This is a genomic window from Shimazuella sp. NTD250, assembly GCF_059510375.1.
In genome coordinates this window covers 452,807-472,368 of record NZ_JCAJZS010000001.1, presented here as the reverse complement: position 1 = coordinate 472,368, position 19,562 = coordinate 452,807, and the positions used below count along the sequence as shown (strand labels likewise).

General features: G+C 39.9%; 21 protein-coding genes. 12 read left to right on the top strand and 9 right to left on the bottom strand.

The annotated features are described in order from the left end of the window. Nucleotides 1-835: 835 nt before the first annotated feature. Nucleotides 836-1,954 carry a DUF475 domain-containing protein gene (locus tag AC5WOF_RS02490; RefSeq protein ID WP_496048371.1) on the bottom strand — a complete coding sequence of 373 codons (1,119 nt, stop codon included), beginning with the start codon at nucleotides 1,952-1,954 and terminating at the stop codon, nucleotides 836-838. A 234-nt stretch (nucleotides 1,955-2,188) separates the two neighbouring features. On the opposite strand from AC5WOF_RS02490, the gene tnpB reads away from it, so the two are divergent. From tnpB to AC5WOF_RS02470, 4 genes are all read left to right on the top strand, one after another. Next, nucleotides 2,189-3,316 carry an IS200/IS605 family element RNA-guided endonuclease TnpB gene (gene tnpB / locus AC5WOF_RS02485; RefSeq protein ID WP_496048370.1) on the top strand — a complete coding sequence of 376 codons (1,128 nt, stop codon included), beginning with the start codon at nucleotides 2,189-2,191 and terminating at the stop codon, nucleotides 3,314-3,316. Between the two features lie 467 nt (nucleotides 3,317-3,783). Beyond that, nucleotides 3,784-4,047, top strand: coding sequence for a CD3324 family protein (locus AC5WOF_RS02480; RefSeq protein WP_496048369.1), 264 nt, complete (start codon nucleotides 3,784-3,786; stop codon nucleotides 4,045-4,047). Nucleotides 4,048-4,185: 138 nt separating this feature from the next. Continuing rightward, entirely contained in the window at nucleotides 4,186-5,010 is an 825-nt protein-coding gene (locus AC5WOF_RS02475) for an alpha/beta fold hydrolase (protein WP_496048368.1), read from the top strand. A 297-nt stretch (nucleotides 5,011-5,307) separates the two neighbouring features. Then, entirely contained in the window at nucleotides 5,308-6,648 is a 1,341-nt protein-coding gene (locus AC5WOF_RS02470; protein WP_496048367.1) for a tetratricopeptide repeat protein, read from the top strand. Nucleotides 6,649-7,572: 924 nt separating this feature from the next. Here the strand turns inward: AC5WOF_RS02470 and AC5WOF_RS02465 are convergent. Beyond that, nucleotides 7,573-8,562: a tetratricopeptide repeat protein gene (locus AC5WOF_RS02465; protein ID WP_496048366.1), complete on the bottom strand. Its 990-nt coding sequence runs from the start codon at nucleotides 8,560-8,562 to the stop codon at nucleotides 7,573-7,575. Nucleotides 8,563-8,728: 166 nt separating this feature from the next. Here AC5WOF_RS02465 and AC5WOF_RS02460 point away from each other — a divergent pair, with 166 nt between their 5' ends. Continuing rightward, on the top strand, nucleotides 8,729-9,331 hold the full coding sequence (locus AC5WOF_RS02460; RefSeq protein ID WP_496048365.1) for a TetR/AcrR family transcriptional regulator: 603 nt from the start codon (nucleotides 8,729-8,731) through the stop codon (nucleotides 9,329-9,331). A 160-nt stretch (nucleotides 9,332-9,491) separates the two neighbouring features. Here the strand turns inward: AC5WOF_RS02460 and AC5WOF_RS02455 are convergent, their stop codons facing one another. Then, a complete protein-coding gene (locus AC5WOF_RS02455; protein ID WP_496048364.1) occupies nucleotides 9,492-9,953 on the bottom strand; it encodes a helix-turn-helix domain-containing protein in 462 nt (153 codons plus the stop codon). 306 nt (nucleotides 9,954-10,259) lie between these two features. On the opposite strand from AC5WOF_RS02455, the gene AC5WOF_RS02450 reads away from it, so the two are divergent. Continuing rightward, nucleotides 10,260-10,832 carry a PadR family transcriptional regulator gene (locus tag AC5WOF_RS02450; RefSeq protein ID WP_496048363.1) on the top strand — a complete coding sequence of 191 codons (573 nt, stop codon included), beginning with the start codon at nucleotides 10,260-10,262 and terminating at the stop codon, nucleotides 10,830-10,832. Then, entirely contained in the window at nucleotides 10,816-11,796 is a 981-nt protein-coding gene (locus AC5WOF_RS02445; RefSeq protein WP_496048362.1) for a BtrH N-terminal domain-containing protein, read from the top strand. Before AC5WOF_RS02450 ends, AC5WOF_RS02445 begins: the two co-directional genes overlap by 17 nt. Before the next feature lie 225 nt (nucleotides 11,797-12,021). On the opposite strand, the gene AC5WOF_RS02440 is transcribed toward AC5WOF_RS02445, so the two are convergent. Further along, on the bottom strand, nucleotides 12,022-12,720 hold the full coding sequence (locus AC5WOF_RS02440; RefSeq protein ID WP_496048361.1) for a MerR family DNA-binding transcriptional regulator: 699 nt from the start codon (nucleotides 12,718-12,720) through the stop codon (nucleotides 12,022-12,024). Nucleotides 12,721-12,892: 172 nt separating this feature from the next. On the opposite strand from AC5WOF_RS02440, the gene AC5WOF_RS02435 reads away from it, so the two are divergent. After that, entirely contained in the window at nucleotides 12,893-14,146 is a 1,254-nt protein-coding gene (locus AC5WOF_RS02435; protein ID WP_496048360.1) for an MFS transporter, read from the top strand. A 53-nt stretch (nucleotides 14,147-14,199) separates the two neighbouring features. Continuing rightward, nucleotides 14,200-14,952: a DUF6273 domain-containing protein gene (locus tag AC5WOF_RS02430; RefSeq protein ID WP_496048359.1), complete on the top strand. Its 753-nt coding sequence runs from the start codon at nucleotides 14,200-14,202 to the stop codon at nucleotides 14,950-14,952. Nucleotides 14,953-15,088: 136 nt separating this feature from the next. Here AC5WOF_RS02430 and AC5WOF_RS02425 read toward each other — a convergent pair whose 3' ends face one another. Together AC5WOF_RS02425 and AC5WOF_RS02420 are read right to left on the bottom strand one after the other, a co-directional pair. Next, entirely contained in the window at nucleotides 15,089-15,319 is a 231-nt protein-coding gene (locus AC5WOF_RS02425; RefSeq protein ID WP_496048358.1) for a hypothetical protein, read from the bottom strand. A 43-nt stretch (nucleotides 15,320-15,362) separates the two neighbouring features. Beyond that, nucleotides 15,363-15,728 (bottom strand): hypothetical protein, encoded by a 366-nt coding sequence (locus AC5WOF_RS02420; RefSeq protein WP_496048357.1) that lies wholly within the window; start codon nucleotides 15,726-15,728, stop codon nucleotides 15,363-15,365. Nucleotides 15,729-15,875: 147 nt separating this feature from the next. Between AC5WOF_RS02420 and AC5WOF_RS02415 the strand changes: the two genes are divergently transcribed. After that, entirely contained in the window at nucleotides 15,876-16,157 is a 282-nt protein-coding gene (locus AC5WOF_RS02415) for an Fpa/YlaN family protein (RefSeq protein WP_496048356.1), read from the top strand. Here the strand turns inward: AC5WOF_RS02415 and AC5WOF_RS02410 are convergent. Then, nucleotides 16,146-16,427, bottom strand: coding sequence for a hypothetical protein (locus tag AC5WOF_RS02410; RefSeq protein WP_496048355.1), 282 nt, complete (start codon nucleotides 16,425-16,427; stop codon nucleotides 16,146-16,148). The genes AC5WOF_RS02415 and AC5WOF_RS02410 overlap by 12 nt on opposite strands. An 87-nt stretch (nucleotides 16,428-16,514) precedes the next feature. Then, entirely contained in the window at nucleotides 16,515-17,573 is a 1,059-nt protein-coding gene (gene cax, locus AC5WOF_RS02405) for a calcium/proton exchanger (RefSeq protein ID WP_496048354.1), read from the bottom strand. A gap of 175 nt (nucleotides 17,574-17,748) precedes the next feature. Between cax and AC5WOF_RS02400 the strand changes: the two genes are divergently transcribed. Then, nucleotides 17,749-18,564 carry an NYN domain-containing protein gene (locus AC5WOF_RS02400; protein ID WP_496048353.1) on the top strand — a complete coding sequence of 272 codons (816 nt, stop codon included), beginning with the start codon at nucleotides 17,749-17,751 and terminating at the stop codon, nucleotides 18,562-18,564. 142 nt (nucleotides 18,565-18,706) lie between these two features. Beyond that, the gene (locus AC5WOF_RS02395) at nucleotides 18,707-19,105 is read left to right on the top strand and encodes an Asp23/Gls24 family envelope stress response protein (protein WP_496048352.1); all 399 of its coding nucleotides are present in this window, start codon (nucleotides 18,707-18,709) and stop codon (nucleotides 19,103-19,105) included. Between the two features lie 109 nt (nucleotides 19,106-19,214). On the opposite strand, the gene AC5WOF_RS02390 is transcribed toward AC5WOF_RS02395, so the two are convergent. Beyond that, on the bottom strand, nucleotides 19,215-19,559 hold the full coding sequence (locus tag AC5WOF_RS02390; protein ID WP_496048351.1) for a YugN family protein: 345 nt from the start codon (nucleotides 19,557-19,559) through the stop codon (nucleotides 19,215-19,217). Nucleotides 19,560-19,562 lie beyond the last annotated feature (3 nt).

Here is a 19,562-nt window from a genome sequence, read left to right as displayed (position 1 = left end):
CTGTATGTTCTACATAGAAACAGTAACGTGAGGTGTGAACGATGATGGGTCACCGTACGTGCCCATCAAGCTAAAAATAAAATAGTCCCGCAAACCGAAAAAAACACGCTATTCTTTCTTTAGGAATGAAAAAAGAAAGGATGTCGTGTTTTTTTCGGTTTGGGTGATTGCTCTATTTTATATTAATCGAACTTTTTAGACTGGGAATCGATTCAACATTCCAAATTTGATTTGTATCCGGCCACTCGCGTTTTAGCGAGTGGCCGGAGGACGGCCAAGACGGAGGGACTTCTACACCCTCTGCAGTGATGTAGACCGATACATCATTATTCTGCAAAATCTAGCTATGCCAGACGCCTCTTGACAGGTACTCTACCCTCCACCCATCCAATGTTAAGTATAGTATACGAAAACAAGAATTTTCAAGATAATTATTTAAGAATTCTAAAAATACATGTCGACAATGGGAAGTGTGGTGGTCAGACAGACTCTTCAAATAGATATCTAATAGGATAGCTATTTTACTTTTCTTAGCCTGATGGGTGTGTACGGGGACCTCCGATGAACGAATTATTTTACAAACCAAATGAAGGGGAAAAAGCTAATGCCTGAGGAAGAAACAAGATGGGGTTAGTAGGAGAATTGAAAAATTTCCGGATGTGTCCCCTCATTCCTCAAGTCTTTCATATCTTTACCAGAAGTTTTGGTTTATAATCTCGAACTATTTATTTAAGAGGGATAAAATTTCTGATTTTACAAAAAATAGAGTGTTGCCCCCCACACACCTAGCTGGAATGCGGAGGGCAAGATGGAGATATTCGGTTGTTTTGTTGTACTACTTCGCAGCCACAGTCTTGGCCTCGGCCGCCGCCAGTACGCGGTTGCGCCGGACGGATGACCAGAAGGACCAGCCGATCAGCACGACACCGGTGAGGCCGGTGATGACCTCGTTGATCTCGTACTGGATGGTGACCATCAGGATCACGGCCAGTGCGCCGATCGCGTAGTGAGCGCCGTGCTCCAGGTAGACGTAGTCGTCGAGCGTGCCCTGGCGAACCAGGTACACGGTCAGCGACCGGACGTACATGGCACCGATGCCGAGACCGAGCGCCATCAGCACGATGTCGTTCGTGATGGCGAACGACCCGATCACGCCGTCGAAGGAGAAGGACGCGTCCAGAACCTCCAGGTAGAGGAACATGAAGAACGCAGCCTTACCCGCGAGCATGACCGCGGAACGCGGCCTGCCGGTGCGCTTGGCCTCTTCCTCCTCCTCGCGCTCCTGCTCCTCTGCTGCCTCCAGCCTGTCCTCGAAGAAGCTGGACAGGCCGCCGACGATCATGTAGGTGATCAGACCGGCGATGCCGGCGATCAGGACCGTTTGCGCCTTGTCGACGTACGCGCCGCCGTGCTGGTGGGCGTGGGTCGCGAAGGTGAAGGAGGTGATGAGCAGGACGATCAGAGCGATGCAGGCTGACAGCATGTCGACCTTGCCGAGCTTGGCCAACGGCCGTTCGATCCAGCGCAGCCACGTGATGTCCCTGTCCTCGAAGATGAAGTCGAGGAAGATCATCAAGAGGAACATCCCGCCGAAGGCTGCGATGGCCGGGTGAGCGTCGGTGACGATCTGCTGGTACTGCACCTTGTGGAACAGCGCCAGCTTGACCGCATCGATCGGACCTAGCTTACCGCTGATCGCGACGACCACGACTGGGAAGACCAGCCGCATGCCGAAGACTGCGACGAACACGCCGACCGTGAGGAAGATCTTCTGCCAGAAGGCATTCATCTTCTTCAGGATTCCGGCGTTGACGACCGCGTTGTCGAACGACATCGAGATCTCAAGGACCCCGAGGATCGCCACGATGCCGAATGCCTGCCATCCTCCGTAGAAGACGGCAGCGATCAGGCCGATCACTGTGACAGCGAACGACCAACCGAACGTTTTGAGCAACACAATGTGCTCCCATCTAATCGACGATGAGGGTAACTACCCTCACTGACTTATTCTGATTATAGCATTGCGAGCGAGAAAATCCACAATTTGAATCGTGAGATCAAAATGATCGTCAGATGCGAGATAACTTTTTGTCATCTCGCAAGTCTAAGACTATTTTTTGGATATACTTGACAAATGGCAAACATACGATCTATAATATTCCCAAAATTCCAACAGGGAGGTGATCCCATGCATAAAGCATTTTCCTACCGTCTTCGACCGACTAAAGCACAAGCAACGCTAATCAACAAATCCATTGGCTGTAGCCGTTTTGTATTCAATCATTTTCTTGGCGAATGGAACAAAGTGTATCAAGAAACCGGGAAAGGGTTGAGCTATACCATCTGTTCCCGTTTCCTGACGGAGAAAAAGCGGGAGTTAACGTGGCTGAAAGAAGTCGATTCTACTTCCCTGCAAAATACACTCCAACATCTTGCCGATGCCTTCCAGCGATTTTTCCAAAAACAAAACAATGCCCCGCGTTTCAAAAGTAGGAAAAATCGGGTGCAAGCGTATACGAGTCAGTGTAATTATCCCAAAAATAGAAGATCGACCATCGAAATCGAAGGAAACAAAATCAAATTACCAAAATTAGGATGGGTAACGTTTGTTTCCTCCCGAGAAATAAGTGGGCGTATTTTGTCCGTCACGATCCGTCGAACACAGGCAGGAAAATACAACATATCCATTCTTTGCGAGGGATGCTACTTGCGATCCGTTCCCGCGAGAAAAGAAGCCATTGGCATCGATTTGGGGCTGAAAGACTTTGCTATTTTTGATGATGGAACGAAAATAAATGCGAACCGATATTTTCGTCAATATGAACAAAAGCTAGCAAAAGCGCAGCAAACGATGGCACGTAGAAAAAAAGACGGTTCCAACTGGCACAAAGTCCGCATCCAAGCGGCCCGCATTCATGAGAAAATCACCCATGCCCGCCATGATTTTTTACATAAACTATCCACGAAACTGGTGAACGAAAACCAAGTCATCAGTATCGAAAACCTGCAAGTGAAGAACATGGTGAAAAATCATAAGCTGGCGAAATCCATCACAGATGCTTCGTGGTCGGAGTTTGTTACGATGTTAGAATACAAAGCGAAAGAATACGGAAGAAAAGTAGTGAAAGTAGGAAAATCCTTCCCATCCAGCCAGCTTTGTTCGTGTTGTGGCTATATAAACAAAGAAGTGAAGCAACTTAAAATGCGGGCATGGACATGCCCAAATTGCAACGAGCACCATGACCGGGACATTAATGCTGCCAAAAACATTTTGCAAGAAGGTAGAAGATTACTTGCCGTGGGGCACACGGTCTAAGCTTGGTAAACTTCCTTGGAATACCAAGGATTACCCAAGAATCCCACGGTTTTAGACGTGTGGAGTTGTCAAACTACGTTTATCAAAGAATTTATATTTCTAAAAAAAAGAATAATCCCGTTTATTTGAACGATTTTTCTTATGGGAACCACGACACTTGGTTCGCTCCTTTTTGGATATTATTGATAGAATGAATCTGTATTTTTTTTTCGATTTTTTCACCAAAATTTTATTCTTTTAAAGTATGATGCTATTCTTTTAGTGGATTTTTGTTTAGAGGAGGTGGTTCTAGTGAAATTAAGGTTTTATCACCTACAGCTAGATTCCGCAACGTCTCATGCAAAGACTGTTATCGAGAAGGGCGATACTTTGCATGAGGGGGAGATACTCTAAATCGCCAAAGTAAACCTCTTCGATAATAGCTTTGCCCCTTATTTCCGATCATAAAAAATAAGGAGCTGGCATCAATGGCAAGCAGAAACGCTACTGCTATTCTACCGGAGAGACTGCTGACAGAGATTCAAAAGTATGTACAGGGAGAGACATTGTATATTCCGAAGACAAAATCATCCTACAAGAAATGGGGTACATGTACAGGTTCCCGAAAATTAATGGATGAACGAAATCAACTTATCAAACAATCGTTCCAAAAAGGAAAAACAATCGCTCGGTTATCCGAGGAGCATTTTCTATCGATAGAGAGTATTAAAAAAATCGTTTATTCCCGTTGAATAGAAGAAGCACTGATTCTTAAAAATCGGTGCTTCTTTTGTATGTAAAATTTATTTCCTAATTGTTCTCTGCATTTTTTATCCTTCATACAAAAGGTACGCTTAAAAAGAAGATAAAAAAGACAGGGGTAATGAGCAATGAAGAAAATAGAAAAAGGAACATTGGCGGTTTCAGGCTCTACTATCTACTATGAGAAACGAGGATCAGGACCGCTTCTCCTTCTTATCCATGGTGGAAATGGAGATGCAGATTCTTTTCCGATTACAGATGATCTTTCCGATCGATATACAGTTGTCACTTATGATCGCAGGGGACATCGCCGAAGTAAGCTTTCTGATGAAAATGAAGTTTACCAAATAAGAACACATAGCGAAGACGCAAGTCTCCTACTGGCTCATCTCACAGATAAACCTGCATACGTATTGGGATGCAGCTCTGGAGCGGTGATCGCCTTAGATTTAGCTGCTCACCATCCAAAACAAATTAAAGTTCTTATTGCATTTGAGCCGCCGATGCCAGAACTATTAACGGGATCGGAACGGATAGAAGCAGCAAAAACCTTACATGATTTAAACAAAGATTTCCAAACAGATGGCATTAAAGCGATGACAGACTTCGCGGATAAAATGGGAATAAAAGCTGTTTATAAGCCTGAAAGACCCATAAACCTCACAGAACAAAAATTAAAAGATATTAACTTTTTCATCTTGCATGAAGTCCCTGCCTTAAAAGATTTTGTGTTAGATATTTCTAAACTGAAATCTGCTCTAAGTCACTCATCCATGAAAATCATCTCTGCTGCTGGCTCAGAATCAAAGGGTTATTTCCCTTATCGATATACAGAAGCATTAGCAGAACTCCTCAAATTACAGGTAACTGAATTTCCTGGTAATCATGTGGGATTGGTAGCACATCCTCAGGAATTTGCAAAGAAATTAGATCAAACCATCCAAAATAGCTGATATTTCCCATTCATATGATTTTCGTAGTAGCCCAACATCTTGTTGGGCTTTTTGCGTGATAGGTCTTTAAATCTAAATGCATAAATTTCCATCAATAATGAATGTTTCAATCTATGCCACTATTAGAATTGAATATTTGTGTTGATGGAAACAAAAACAACTGGAAAAACCCTTTATCCAAAATCCTTTTCAATATAATTCATAATCTCCAATGAAAAAAGAATATTTGCCATTAAATGACCAATCCATCATAATATGGGATAAATTTATGAAAAATGATCGGGGCGAGGGAAACAAATGACCTTTCAAAACGATTTACCCCTTCTTGCATACATAGCTAGAAAGATCAGATTGGATCAAGGGCTTACGTTGGAGAACTTAAAAGACGAAAATATTTCGATGGGTACCATTTCCCACATCGAAAATATGGAGGGAAACCCATCCGAGAGTAAGGTATTCTATTTGTTTCAAACTCTTGGGTATGATCGAAAGGGAGTGGAGGAGCTAAAACGGCGGGAATTGCTGGAGATGGAGACATTGCGGCGAAAGTTGGAATGTGTAGAGAACATGTTAAATGATGGGGATTTAACACAGGCAAAAGACCTTCTTAATAGATATATGCCTAAGGAATATCACGCTCTATTTCCTTATGCTAATTACTTGAAGGGATTACATGTATTTTTTCTTCATAACATCGAAAGAGCACAAAAACTATGGACAAAGACGCTTGATCTTTGTAAAAAACAGGTATTTTTAGCGAAACAACACTTGGTTGCAAAATGTTATAACGAGCTAAGTACGTGTTTTTATAGGCAAAACGATATTCATGGTGCAATTCGTTATATACAAAAAGGTCTAAAGCAATTTCAAATAGAAGAACAAAATGAAATTAAATATGCCTTAATCTGTAACAACATATTTTATTTAAACAAATCAGGACAAATCAAAGAAGCATTCAAGTGCATAAAACAAATTTGGTCATCCATTCATCAGATTCAGAGAATACAAGTGAAATTACACTTATATAAATCTCATTGTTCTCTTTTGATAAAGAATAATGAACTAGAAAAAGCAGAACAATGTTGCAAGGAAAGTATTGAGATTACCCAGCGAAACTTATTGCCAAAAAGTTTACTGCTTGATTTTTTAAATATCCTAGGTAGCATTTATTTAAAACAGGGAAAATATGAACTAGCTCACGAATATTTTAATCTTGTTTTAGACATAGATGCTGAGCGAAAATCCCCTCGAAGACATGCAGATGCTTATACCTATTTGACCAATTTGTATACAACTCAACATGAATGGTCAAAAGCTCAAGAGTGTATGGAAAATGCTTTACTTATAGGTAGGGAAATCAATGATGATGTTCGATTAACAAAAATCTTGATTGTATCTGGGATTTGTACAAAAAAGCAAGAAAAATACGAGAAGTCTATCTCATTATTTAAAGAAGCAGTTGTACTCTGCGATAAACATGGATACTTAGAACAAAAGTATACTGCTGTGTATGAATTGGCTGGTTGTTTTGATAAAATTAATGACAGAAAAGAATTTTCTCAATGGGCGGAGAAGTTATATTTTCTTCAGAGAAAACTTGGTCAGACAATGAAGGGGGATTTTTATGACATACTTTAATTTTTCGATTACCTATATGGGTGATGATGATGAAACAGTAACTTCATAAGATCAACTACCATACCAGTCAAACTAGACTGGTTTTTAAGTCAGGAACATTTTTAATGTGTATAAAGGGTTATGATGATAAATCATTCACTTCAACAACTGGATCAAAATAGACACCTGTTCATCAGCGGAATGGTGTCTACTAGATTTTAATTACACTTTTATAGAATATTGTTTCCTATCTAATATATTTACTTGTCATATAAGAAATAATCATTATAGATGTTTACTTCAGTGCCTTTTTATTGGCATAAAAATATGATTGGAAACAATTTGCAATGGATTGGTTCCCCTCCAAATGAAAACCACCCGCGTGCATATCTCAACTCCCAAATTAATTTTACATTGAACAAAAAAATAGGTTAGATACCTTTACAAACTTAAAAACCACCACATAAGATATATAGCTACTGATACTCCAATGATAGGAAGAGGTGATTCGATGATAATCTTCTTAATCTTAATTGCCATTAAATTCATTTTACCTCGTCTTGGATTTGGCAAAGGTTTCATTTAATTGATGTTGTGTTGATATAGTGGTCTGTCATGAACTGAAGCCATCCAGTTGCATTACCTCTCACGCTATATAGAAGACATTTTGCTATTCCCTCAGTGGTCTACCTTTTTAAACGCTATACACATAAGAAAACGCCCCATCTGTGTGAGGCGTCCTACTTATTACTTTTTACTCTCTGGAGCAAATTTGCTAACAAACATACACAAATCCAAGTCAAGCGGCACAAAGTACCCGTTTCACTTCTGAGGTGTATTCTAATACATGGCCTCAGGACGAATAAGAAACGGGTTATACCTAAGTTATCTGTATAACACGAAATGACTTGAGTTCCATCGACTTAGTGGTTCTCAAGTCTTTTTTCATTTGTTGGGGTGTTTCCTATTAAGTCGATTGAGGCAATCTTTAGCTTTGGAAATGCCAAAGGGAAGTTGTATCTCTTGCATATGTACAAGAGCTTTTTCATAATTTCTTCTCGCCTGCAAAATCTCGTTTTTGGTTGTTTGAATATCCCCAAAACTAATGAAGGCATTGGCTAACAGTCTTTTTATTCCGAGTTCTTCAGCAATCGCATGTGCTTGCTGAGTATGAAACAAAGCTTTTGATGTATCTTCTTTTTTTAAATAGATATCACTAATTAAAAGATGATCTAAGGGAATATAGGGTTTAAATCCTTCTTCTTCACGAAAATTTAGAGCTTCCAATGCGTAGTGAAGTGCTTGATCTAAATCACTTTTCATTAATGCTAGATATGCTAGGTGACGGGCTGGTTCAGCTTTTTCAGATAGATGATCATATTGTTCAGCAACTCTCTTAGCCTCAATGAAGTTTTCTTGAGCTAGATCATATTGTTGTCTAAACTGATAGACATTCCCCATTAAAAAATGAGACTCGCTAATTCCTTTCGTATTTTGGGATGCTTTTCGAAGATTGAATGCTTGCTGGTAATACCTTAATATTTCATCCAATTTTTCGGGAGGAAAGTGCCCTAATGCACTATTATTGAGGGTAGAGAAATAATGTGCCTGTCCAAGCAAGCTTAAGGAATCTGCTAACCTTGGTTGATCATTTGTATCTTCCGCAATTTGTTTTGCATCGGAAATGACCGAAAACATAAGTTCAGTGTCCGTATTGTTAAGAAATTGATTAACAACGAGTATTTTACCGTATGCAAGTAATAGTTTAAGATGATCCTCTTGTAGTACTTCCTTTTTATTTATTAGTAAAAGTAATTGACGAATAACTTGTTTCGCATCATCAAATCTTCCTAAAGAATAGTACCCATTGGCTATATCTCTAAGTGCATGAATAGCTGTTGTATATTTTTCACGAATCGATACTGGTGGTTGCATATTTTTTCTCCTTTATACTTTTTATATTTCTATATCATTTCCTATCCTCTATACTAAGAATGAATACACGAATCCTCAATAATCAGATATGTGTTGATGTTGAATATTGAACATAATAGAAAACTTGTTGAGAAAATCGTAATGGATGGAAAGAGGAGGATAGTCTATGGAGAATTCAAAAAGGAGAGAAGATAGACGTGTTCAGCGCACGCGTCAATTACTACAACAGTCGTTTAGGGAAGTTATTCGTGAAAAAGGCTTTATGTCAATGAGCATCCAAGATATTACAGATCGAGCTAATGTAAATCGAGGGACTTTCTATCTCCATTTTGCAGATAAATATACATTACTGGATAGTTTCATTCGCAGAAATTTCCAACAATTGCTAAAGGATGCACTCCCTCCCGAACCCAAATGGGATAAAAAGACCTTGCATATAATCATCAGAACGATATTAGATTGTTTTGAGAATAAATACCATCATCAAAATCCGCCCTCAATTGTACCAGCTCCCCTTCTTGAGGAAGTAATCCATCAAGAATTAACTCAGTTCTTGTTTGAATTAATAAAACAAAGAATACATGATGACAGACAAGATATTAGTACTCTTGAAACAATAGTAAATACTGTGAGTTGGGCAATATTTGGACCAACTGTCCAATGGAGTCAAAAACCGATATCCATTTCTTCAGACCAAATGAGTAATATTATTTTACAAGTAATCATGGAAGGAGTAGCCTCATATTCTTCCGAATTATCACCGGAATGAATCCTACAAAAAGGATAAAGCTCTAACAAGAGATTTATCCAAAATATTACGTTATTTTGTTTAGCCAAGTTCTTTTATTCGTATTGGAAATCACAGTCTCTACAAAATAACTTTATAATCCTAAATAATGAAACTTCATACGGAAAAAATAAAAATACCCCTATCCTTCCTTCGAACTAATTCTTTCTTTAAAGCGCTCATAGATGAAATCCTGATCAAACGAGCTGTCCCATCGGCGGTTTTCGTGATCCAAAATACGGTAATGATTTGTTATCACATTTTTCTGTAAAACAAATCCATTCTGCTTTTCTTTTTCCACCCACCAAACTTTCCCGCCTAACGTTTTTGGTCTTTGCCGCTCATAGTGAGTGTGAGCAATTGTTTGAAGGACTTCTAGTGGATTACCGCCTAATGCATTTTGTAGTATGGTGCTGTTTTGGAAGAGAGCACTTAAGGAAACGATCTGTATCCATGTTGCCGTTTGACGGCCTTTTTCAATTTGTACCAGTGTTTTTTTAGAAATTCCAAGTATCATAGCCATTTCTTCTTGATGGTAGTCAAATTCGGTTCTTACTAATTTAAATTGTTCTGATAATACTTGTATAATTGTCTCTTTATCCATGAAATCACCTTGTATCCTTTACGTGTAACTTTATACGATTCGATTGTTTTGTCAATTTTCTTTATAAAAAAATGGAGTAATTTACGATAGATGCTATTTTTAAAATATAACCCAATGTTGTCAGGTTAGTTCAATCCCCTCATGAACACCGGACGGTCAGCCCCGCCTATTTCTTCAGCGATCACGGCAAGAAATTCAGTCAATCAAAGCTGATAAGTCATGTTCCCTAATAGATCTGATTATTGAACTTCTATTTCACTAGTGTTATATTACATATATGAACTATTAAAATAAAGGAGCTCTTTCATGCACCCAATTTCAAATGTAGAATTTATGTTGCTGCAAATGATTGAGGAATGTCGTCAGGCTTCCGGGTACGATATTAAAAAATTAGTTGATCAACGCGGTTATCGGGAATGGGCGAATATCGGTACGACTTCGATCTACGCAGGACTGAAGAAGCTGAGCAATAAAGGTTGGATTGTAACCGAGGAATCCGACGGAAAATCCGGCAAGGGACCTGTGCCGAATCGTTTTTCCCTCACCAAAGCCGGTATTGCCAAGCTGAAACAAGAAATACTAGACAGTTTGTCATCTGCACGAGAGCGCGACAGCCGTTTCGATCTCGGCCTGGCTGCTTTGCATCTTGTCAGGAAGGACGAGGCTGTGGAAGCTTTGCGAAATCGGTTGAATTTTCTTCGAGTGACTTCAAAAAAGATAGAGCTAGAGTATGAATTGCAAGGCGGCGTTCGATTGCCGCTGAACGTAAGAGCGCTATTCTTGCATCGGATAAGCCTCATCGAAAGCGAGCGAGCGTTTGTTGCTGATCTAGTTAAAGAATTGTTAGAGGAGACAGAGGAATATGACCAAAATCATTGATGGTTTCGTTTTCTATCAAGGCGAACATTGTGAAACGACCGCCATAGGGAATTTGCTGCAATTTAAGGGAGTCCAGCTGTCGGAACCGATGCTGTTCGGACTTGGGCAAGGGCTCGGATTTATATATTGGGACTCGAAGAGGATGGACTTTCCGTTCATCGGAGGAAGGGTGAAACCGGATGTATTGACGGCCAATCTTACTGCCCGGCTGGGGTTGACCGTCAGAATCCAAGAAACATCGTCTGTCGATAAAGCGTGGCAGAATGTACAAAGCTGCATCGGACACGGCATTCCGGTCGGGTTAAAATTGGACTCTTATTACTTGGACTATTTCATGAATAAAGTGCACTTTGCCGGTCACTATGCGGTCCTATACGGTATCGATGACGAATATGCCTATATGGCGGACACTAGACAACAGGGAGGATTGGTGAAGACGCGGTTGACCAGCTTGGCTGCGGCCAGAAACGCGAAGGGGTCCATGAGTTCCAGGAATCGTTCTTTTACACTTGAGCCGATCGACGCCTTGCCACCGCTTATTCCTGCTGTACGTGCTTCCTTGACCAAGAATTCGTATGACTATTTGAACCCGCCCATTCGCAATATAGGAAATAAAGGCATTGTTAAAATGAGCGCTGAAATCTTGAAGTGGCCATCCCGCAGTAACAATATCGAACATGATTTATACCTGACAGCTTTGTTGATGGAGCGTGCTGGAACCGGCGGTGCTTTGTTTCGGAATCTGTACAGGGATTTCCTAAAAGAATGTATTGATCTATTGGAAGACCCGAAAATCGAACAAGCCCACCATTTGTTTACGGAGATTGCTCCAATGTGGGTCAGTGTTTCTGCTTCGATCGACCTTATGGGGAGAACAGGTAACCAACAAGAGCTACAGCATGCGTCGAAACTTTTGCTTGAGATTGCGGATAAAGAACGCGCAGCCATGGAGCTGCTATCCTGACAGCATTGAGCCTAATCCTATCACTTCGTGAACAGGTTATCCATGTCTTCCACGACTGTCCTCCGAAATACAAAATACCCTACAGCCAAACAAAGAAAGACTAGGTGTATAGCGACTTAACGAGACTTGTGCTCAAGGCTTGGACGGGTATCTTCGCTGGGATTATTTGTTTCTCTTTTTACTCAACTGAAGTAGTAAATGAAATTTGCCTAGTTATGCAAAGCTTCATCTCATTTGGATGTATTTCATCATTGCAGCGATCGCTTCATATTGTTTTGTCAATTGATCATTTAGTTGTTTGATAGCACGTTGAAAGGAAATTTTGACGCTTTCCAAGTTTCTTGTGTCCAGATCATCGAGCAGCTGCTTCATGCTTTCTATGAAGTAAACCGTTTTTCTTAAACTGCTGATCACGATAATTTTTCTTAGTTCACGGGCTGTAAATATCCGGTATCCATTTTGAGTATTTCGTTCTGATCGAATCAATCCTTCTTTTTCCCAATGTCGGATGGCGGAGGGATTGACTCCGCATATTTTTGCGACTTCCCCAATTGTCATCGCATCGGTTATCTTATTATTTTTGTATTTTGCAAAATCGGTTTGTTGGATCATGTTTAGGATGGATTCCACTCGCTGTTTTTCCATATGTATATCGTGTAACTGCTGATTGATTAACCAAAGCCCGTCTTCTGTTTGCCCTTGTTTTATCTTTTTCATTACTTCATAGGCAGTAGGAATATTATATCCTTTAAGCAGTGCTCGAAGGCTGGTAAAGGCTTGCAGATGTGAAGGTGTATAGTATCTGCGGTTGCTGGCTGTTCTTGGAACATCGGGTATCAAGTCCAGCTCTTCATACCTTCGTAAGGTTGTCGTACTGACATTTAGTTGTTCGGCGATTTGTTTAGGTGTATAGAAAATATCCATCGGATTCCCCATTATTTAAAGTGTAAGCTTAAAGTCCAGCAACAATATTAAATGAAAAAAAACTAGAGAAATCAAGTAGTTTTTGTTTATAAACCGAAAGATTGCGTCAATGTAGTACGATTGTACACAGGTTAAAAGGAATAAGGATGAATGAAAAAAGGAGTGAATAAATTTGAACTCAAAGCAAGAAGCTGTAAAGGAGTCGAGTTTGGTCGGCAATCGATTCGTGCAAACAATTATATTATCAAATATACTTTTGCAGATTGGAATATGGGTGCGGAATTTCGCTATATTGCTGTATGTCGCAGATAAAACCCACAATGATCCATATTCGATATCGTTAATCAGTTTGGCTGAATTTTCGCCAATATTTGTATTTTCCTTTATTGGCGGAACGTTTGCAGATCGTTGGATGCCAAGAAAGACTATGATCTGGTGCGATTTGCTTTCTGCCGTCTCGGTATTTCTAGTTTTGTCAGCTATACACTTTGGTACATGGCAGTTGGTATATTTTGTAACGTTTATCTCGGCTATCTTGTCTCAGTTCTCACAACCATCGGGAATGCGACTTATTAAGGAGCATGTTCCTGAGCATCAGTTACAGCAAATGATGGCGTTATTTCAGTCGTTAATGGCAACTTTCTCGATTCTTGGCCCCATGTTGGGAACGTTTTGTTACAGCAACTTCGGACTGGAAATATCGATTATGGTCATGGGATTTGTATTTTTGTTTTCGGCTCTTGTCCTCATACGATTGCCAAAAGATAAGATCAAACCCGCTTCGAAAATGGAAAAGAACCAATTTCAAAGAGAATTTATGGAAGGTTTTCGTTATGTATGGAAGAGACCGTTGCTCAGAACCCTTGGAGTTACGTTTGCTTTGGCTGGTTTGGCTGTCGGCCTGATTCAAGCACTCAACTTGTTCATCGTCACAGAGAGATTGGGTAAATCAAAAGAATTTTTGCAGTACATGTTGATGGTGAGCGGGGGAGCCATGCTGATAGGAGGCGGGGTCATTGCGGTTATCGCAAAGCGCATCCAACCGCAATATCTGCTTGCATTTGGAATGATGACTAGTGCACTTTGTACGGTTATCATTGGATATTCAACAAGTGTGACACTAACGCTGACCATACAATTTATAAATGGGCTGGTAACGCCATGTATTCATATTGGGATTAGTACCATGATCTTAAAATGGTCCCATTCCTCTATTGTTGGACGAGTGAACGGATTGCTCAATCCGATGTTTATGGGAATGATGGTATTATCCATGTCTTTTGCTGGAGCTTTGAAAAGCACCTATTCGCTTGTATCGATTTACACGGGTGCAGGTATGCTCCTTTTGATCGGTGCATTGGTTATGATTCCGATTATGAAATACAAATCTTCCGATTCATTAGAAATAAACGCAGACAGTGTTTAATATAAGCCTATGAAAGTTTGCCAATACTATATAACGAAAGAAGAGGTTCACACATGTTCCATTCCTATTATGATGAGGACAAACTGACCTCGCAAAGTCTGAAATCCGAATCAAGCTCAGAAACGACTTCACAATTCCAAAATACTATGCGAAAAGCAAAGTCTGGAGAAATCATTATTTTCGGCACTTATCCACAGACGGCGGATGGCACGGACAGGACTCCAATAAAGTGGCGGGTGCTCCAAAATTCAGGGAGAGAGCTGTTTCTTTTGAGCGAGTACATTTTGGACTGCAAGCGATATCACGGTATGAGTGTGGATACTACCTGGCATGATTGTGTGGATATTACGTGGTGTGACTGTGATTTGCGCAAGTGGCTGAACGATGGATTCTACAACACTGCATTCAATGTCACCGAAAAGGAATTTATTAAGACGACTCATTGCACAGACAATGGAGAAGGAACTCCAGATACAAAGGACAAAGTTTTTTTGCTCAGCGTTACTGAGATAAAGGATTTATCTGATATGCACAGCAAGAATTTGCGGCAGGCAGTTGGAACGGAATTTGCCAAAACGAAAAAACCCGATGGATGCAGTTTATACGTATACGATAAAACGAACAAAGATAACTATATCATCAGAAATGATGAAGAAGCTGGCTGTTCCTGGTGGTGGCTGCGAACACAAGGAAACAAGTCTTCACGTGCGTTTTTTGTCGGTCCAAGTTACAGTATTCGCAGCTATGCAAATTTCAGTCTGGCTCGTGACGGCGTGCGCCCTGCTTTAAAACTGAAGCTACAATAGTAAAAAAAAGACATTATACGAATAGAGAACAGTAGTTTAACAAACAGCCTGTAATTGGTACATGAAAAATAGCATTTTAAAGTAACAGTAAAAAAGGCGATCATCTCCTTTAGTTCGGACAATGATCGCCAATTTCTTAATTTTTATACTGTTTCCAAGCTCGAATGGTGAGAGGCAAAGAGACAAAGGGAAATAAAAAAGTCCAGCCAACAATTAATATGGCGGTGACGAGATGTGCATTTAATAAAAACAAGAGGCAATAACCAACTGCAAAAAGGAAGATTAAAGCTAATAAGTGGATTACAAGCTTTAATTTAGGATTTTGTGGTCCGTGTTTATTAATGGTGTTGATCAATTTTTGATTCATTTTGTGTCCTCGTCTTTTCCAAATAAGGGAAATAAGAGGCACTCTAGGCCATTTCTATTTCTCTAATACCTCTTATTGGATTATCCTTATTCGAACCATCTGCAAAGTATAGAAGTGCAGGTCCACCTTCTTTGATCGGTTTTCCATCAATGGCAAAACAGAGGTAACTGGACAGTAGAGCTGCTAAAGGAACATGAATTTTTTCCCCGTCTTGAAGATGGCAGACAGCATGCGTAGTATCCTCAGCGGGTACTGTATTGTGGATGAAGGGTTCTATTTCAATAGCTAATCCATTGGTTTCTGGGATGCGGTCTTCGAGTTCAAAACGACGGTCATCAAAGATCCATATGGTTGGATCGAGTGTGATTTTAAATTTTACATTTCCGGTTACTAGAATGATGTCATGCATAAGCTTTTATCCTCTTCTCTATAGTCTTTTGCAAAAATGATCTTATTCATGATAAACTAATTGTAGCATAGGTGCATTACGATATTTATAATGAACATAGATATTCAAGAAGAACCGTGTACCTACGGTAGATAGGGGGTTTCATTCTTGACCGCTCCAATAGAGACTGATAGTAAACAGAAGGCATTGTTCCTTTTGCGAGAAGATGCAAAAAAAATAGAGCAGTTGATCGCAGTCCAACTCGCCAACTTAACTCTACCTAAGTGTCCTTTATACGAAGAAGTTCTAGATACGCAAATGTTTGGATTGTCTCGGGAGATTGATTTTGCAGTTCGAGTTGGTTTGATCTATCGAGAAGATGGTCAGCAACTTTTACATGAACTAGAACAAAAATTAGCAGATTTATATACGATTCTTTTAGAAGGTTAGCATATCCCCGCTATTTGTAGGGGATATTTTTGTATTTGTCTCTTCCATAATTTGCTCCAGCTTTCTTTCTGCTAAGATCAGCTCTCGAGTCAGCATGCGGATTTTGCTGCTAATTTGCAGCTGTCTTCTTCGATCTTGTCTTGCTTTGGACTCGTCTCCTCTTCTCGTAGCAAGTTGGAAGTCATCTTGTTTTTCATTCATGACCTTTTCCAAACGGGAAATCTCGATTTTTATATTTTCTACTTCTCTTTCAAAGCGCCAAACGGACATTTTCCATTCCTCCTATCTCCTCTTACTTCTTCTTTATCTGTTATTTTCCTATGAGAAGCAAAGAAAAAAGCCCACCTAGCAGGTGGACTAAACAACAAAGAATACCGTACCTAAAATAATATAGACGATTAAGAGCAGGGTTCCTTCATACCAGTTCGTCGAGCCGTCCCTGGAGATAGAAGATGCGATAATGGCTGATACGCCAATGGCAGTTAATTCATATGCTGTAAAAATTAAGTTCATCTGTTTATGAAACAAAAGGCTGACAAATACAAGTACTGGAGCTACAAACAAGGCAATCTGCAAACTACTGCCGATCGCAATCTCTACAGCAGCACCGATGCGATTTTTCATCGCTAAGAAGACAGCAGCACTATGTTCTGCGGCATTGCCGATAATGGCAATCAAGAAAGCACCAACAAATAATTCTGACCAACCTAATGCTTTTGCTACATGTTCAACCGTATGTACTAACCATTCACTCTGGATGGCAACAAACACAGTAGAAACGACGAGAAGCGAGATGGACATTCCCATGGAATAATCAGGCTCTTCATGTTCGCGGTTTGGGGCCCCATCAATGTTTTCGCCAAGTTCCTTTTTATGTGTAACAAGGGAGAAGTAGAGCCATAATAAATAACCGATAATAAGTACAGAAGCGATAATAAGGCTCACATTATTGATCTTAACAGCAGGCAGATCTTTAAGAAAGACAGCAGGAACGACTAAAGCGATGACTGCAAGCATCATCAAGGACGCATTATGGCCGGCCAGAAGCGGGTTAAAATTTTGAATTTTAAATTTTAATCCGCCGACAAAAACGCTCAATCCTAACACCAGTAGTAAGTTACCGATAATAGAACCGGTGATACTGGCTTTCACCATGTCGAATAGTCCTTCTTTTACGAGAAAGATGGCGATAATTAATTCCGCTGCATTTCCAAATGTGGCGTTCAATAATCCGCCTAACCTCTCTCCAGCATAATGTGCTACATTTTCAGTAGCCTTTCCTAGCAAGCCTGCCCAAAATAATAAGGATAGACAAGCGAGGGCAAACTGGAGGGATTGATTGCCGCCGAGAAATTTTGCTGCTGCGCTGGCGATGGTAGAAAGAATGAGTACAGGGTAAAACCATTTTTGATTCATAGCATTAACTCCTTTGCGTTATCATTTGCTAATTGGCAATGGACATACAAAAAACACGAAATTTGTCAATATGTTTCCTTCAAAAGTCGAATGATTATCACCAGAAAAAAGCAGGAAAACAATAAATTTCAGAGAATATTCCCAACATGCTTAAATATGGAAGGAGGGGCTGCAAGTGGATTATCGGAAGGATACAGCTATTTTCATCGATTTAGAAAATGTTTATTACGGGCTAAAGAAGTACCATATGGACCCCGACCATCCCGATGACTCCCATAACTTGTTTGTGCGATTAACTGAGTATTATGGTAAAGATTCGATTCGTATGATGGAAGCATATGCCGATTTTGAACAAGTCGACTTGTCCATGATGAGTTTACAAAAAAAACGAGTCCATGTAAATCAAGTATACAGTAATGGGCGAGAAGGTAAAGAACGTAAAAATGCTGCTGATATTCAACTGTGTTTAGATACCATGGAGGTCTTGTATCAGATACCAGAAATTCATACGTATGTTATCGTAAGTGCAGATCAAGATATGATTCCTCTTTTAGATCGCTTATGGTCAAAAGGAAAAAGGGTAGAGTTATTTTGTTTATGGGATGAAAGTTTATCCAAGTCGGCTCAACTGCATGAGTTCTGTGATCAAGCACATAACTTACTTGAATTTCTAAATGTCGAAAAATTAAGTACTCTCTCTCAGGTAGATCGTTTAATTCACAATACAGTTGTCCAAATTTATGAATGGTATCGTGATCCGAACAACATAGGAAAAAGTTATGGGAGCACATGGATTAAAAATGATATGTCACGCAAATTCCATCTTGATGAGTTAGAATCCAATCATTTGTTTAATCGATTGGTCAAAGGAAAGTATCTACTTCCTTATGAGATAGAGATAGAAGATAAAATATTTTATGGCTATAAAGTTAATTTAACTCATCCACAAGTTCAGATGATGGTAAAAATCGCTGGCTACAAAGTGAGCTAAAGCGTTTGAAATAGTACCGTAAATTGTATAAAATGTAACTGTAACAATTACTTGCGAATTTTCCGACATAGATTTCCTCGTCCACCATGACAACCAGGAAGGGGGATAACATGCTACTTGTAAGCATGCAGTAGCAAACAATATGGCAGAACAGAATCTGATTCAAATATCTAATGATGTAGTAGCCGTTATTGCTGGTTTAACCGCAAGTAAAGTAAATGGTATTGCCAGTATGTCTGGGGGTATTACAGAAGGCTGGGCCAAACGTGTTGGCGGGAAGAATATGCGAAAAGGCGTCTTAGTGGAAGCCGGTGAGGTGGAGACAGCCGTCAGTCTTCGTGTTATTGTAGAATTTGGTGTCCCTATTCATGATGTATGCCGCAGATTGCAAAAAGAAGTGAAACAAGCAATTGAGAATATGACAGGACTAAATGTAGTCGAAGTAAACGTAAAAGTTGAAGGCGTTGAAATAAAAGAAAAAAACAGTCAAAAAAGTGACAACCATTTTGATGAAGAAAGTTTAGAAAATGGTATAGGTTAGATGTTGTATAGGAAAGAAAGCTGCCAATCGGGTAGTTTTCTTTTTCCCTTTTTCCCTACATAGAACCGAAAAGAGGTGAAGGAAATCCTTCCACCTCTTCTCTTTTCATTTATGCTGATAAATTTTTTTCCAACTCGTTAATTTTTTCGTGAACTTCCTCTTGGAGTTTTTCTGGTACAAGGGTATCATTATCTAATCCATGTGGAAAGAAATGACGGGCAAAAACAGGGGTATCTGTTTCTACGACAGCTTTTGGATTTTCCAATTGTTTGTCATTTATCACACGACATGGCAGACGCAGGTAATAATCGACTCCATCCGCAGTATATTTGTAATCATATGTAACTTTTCTGTAATCCCAAGCCCACCGAGCGAAACCGAGTTTCTTCATCAGGTGCTCAATTTCTTTAAATTCTTTTTTAAATCCTTTTGTTTTTGCTTCAGGAAAAAGCATATA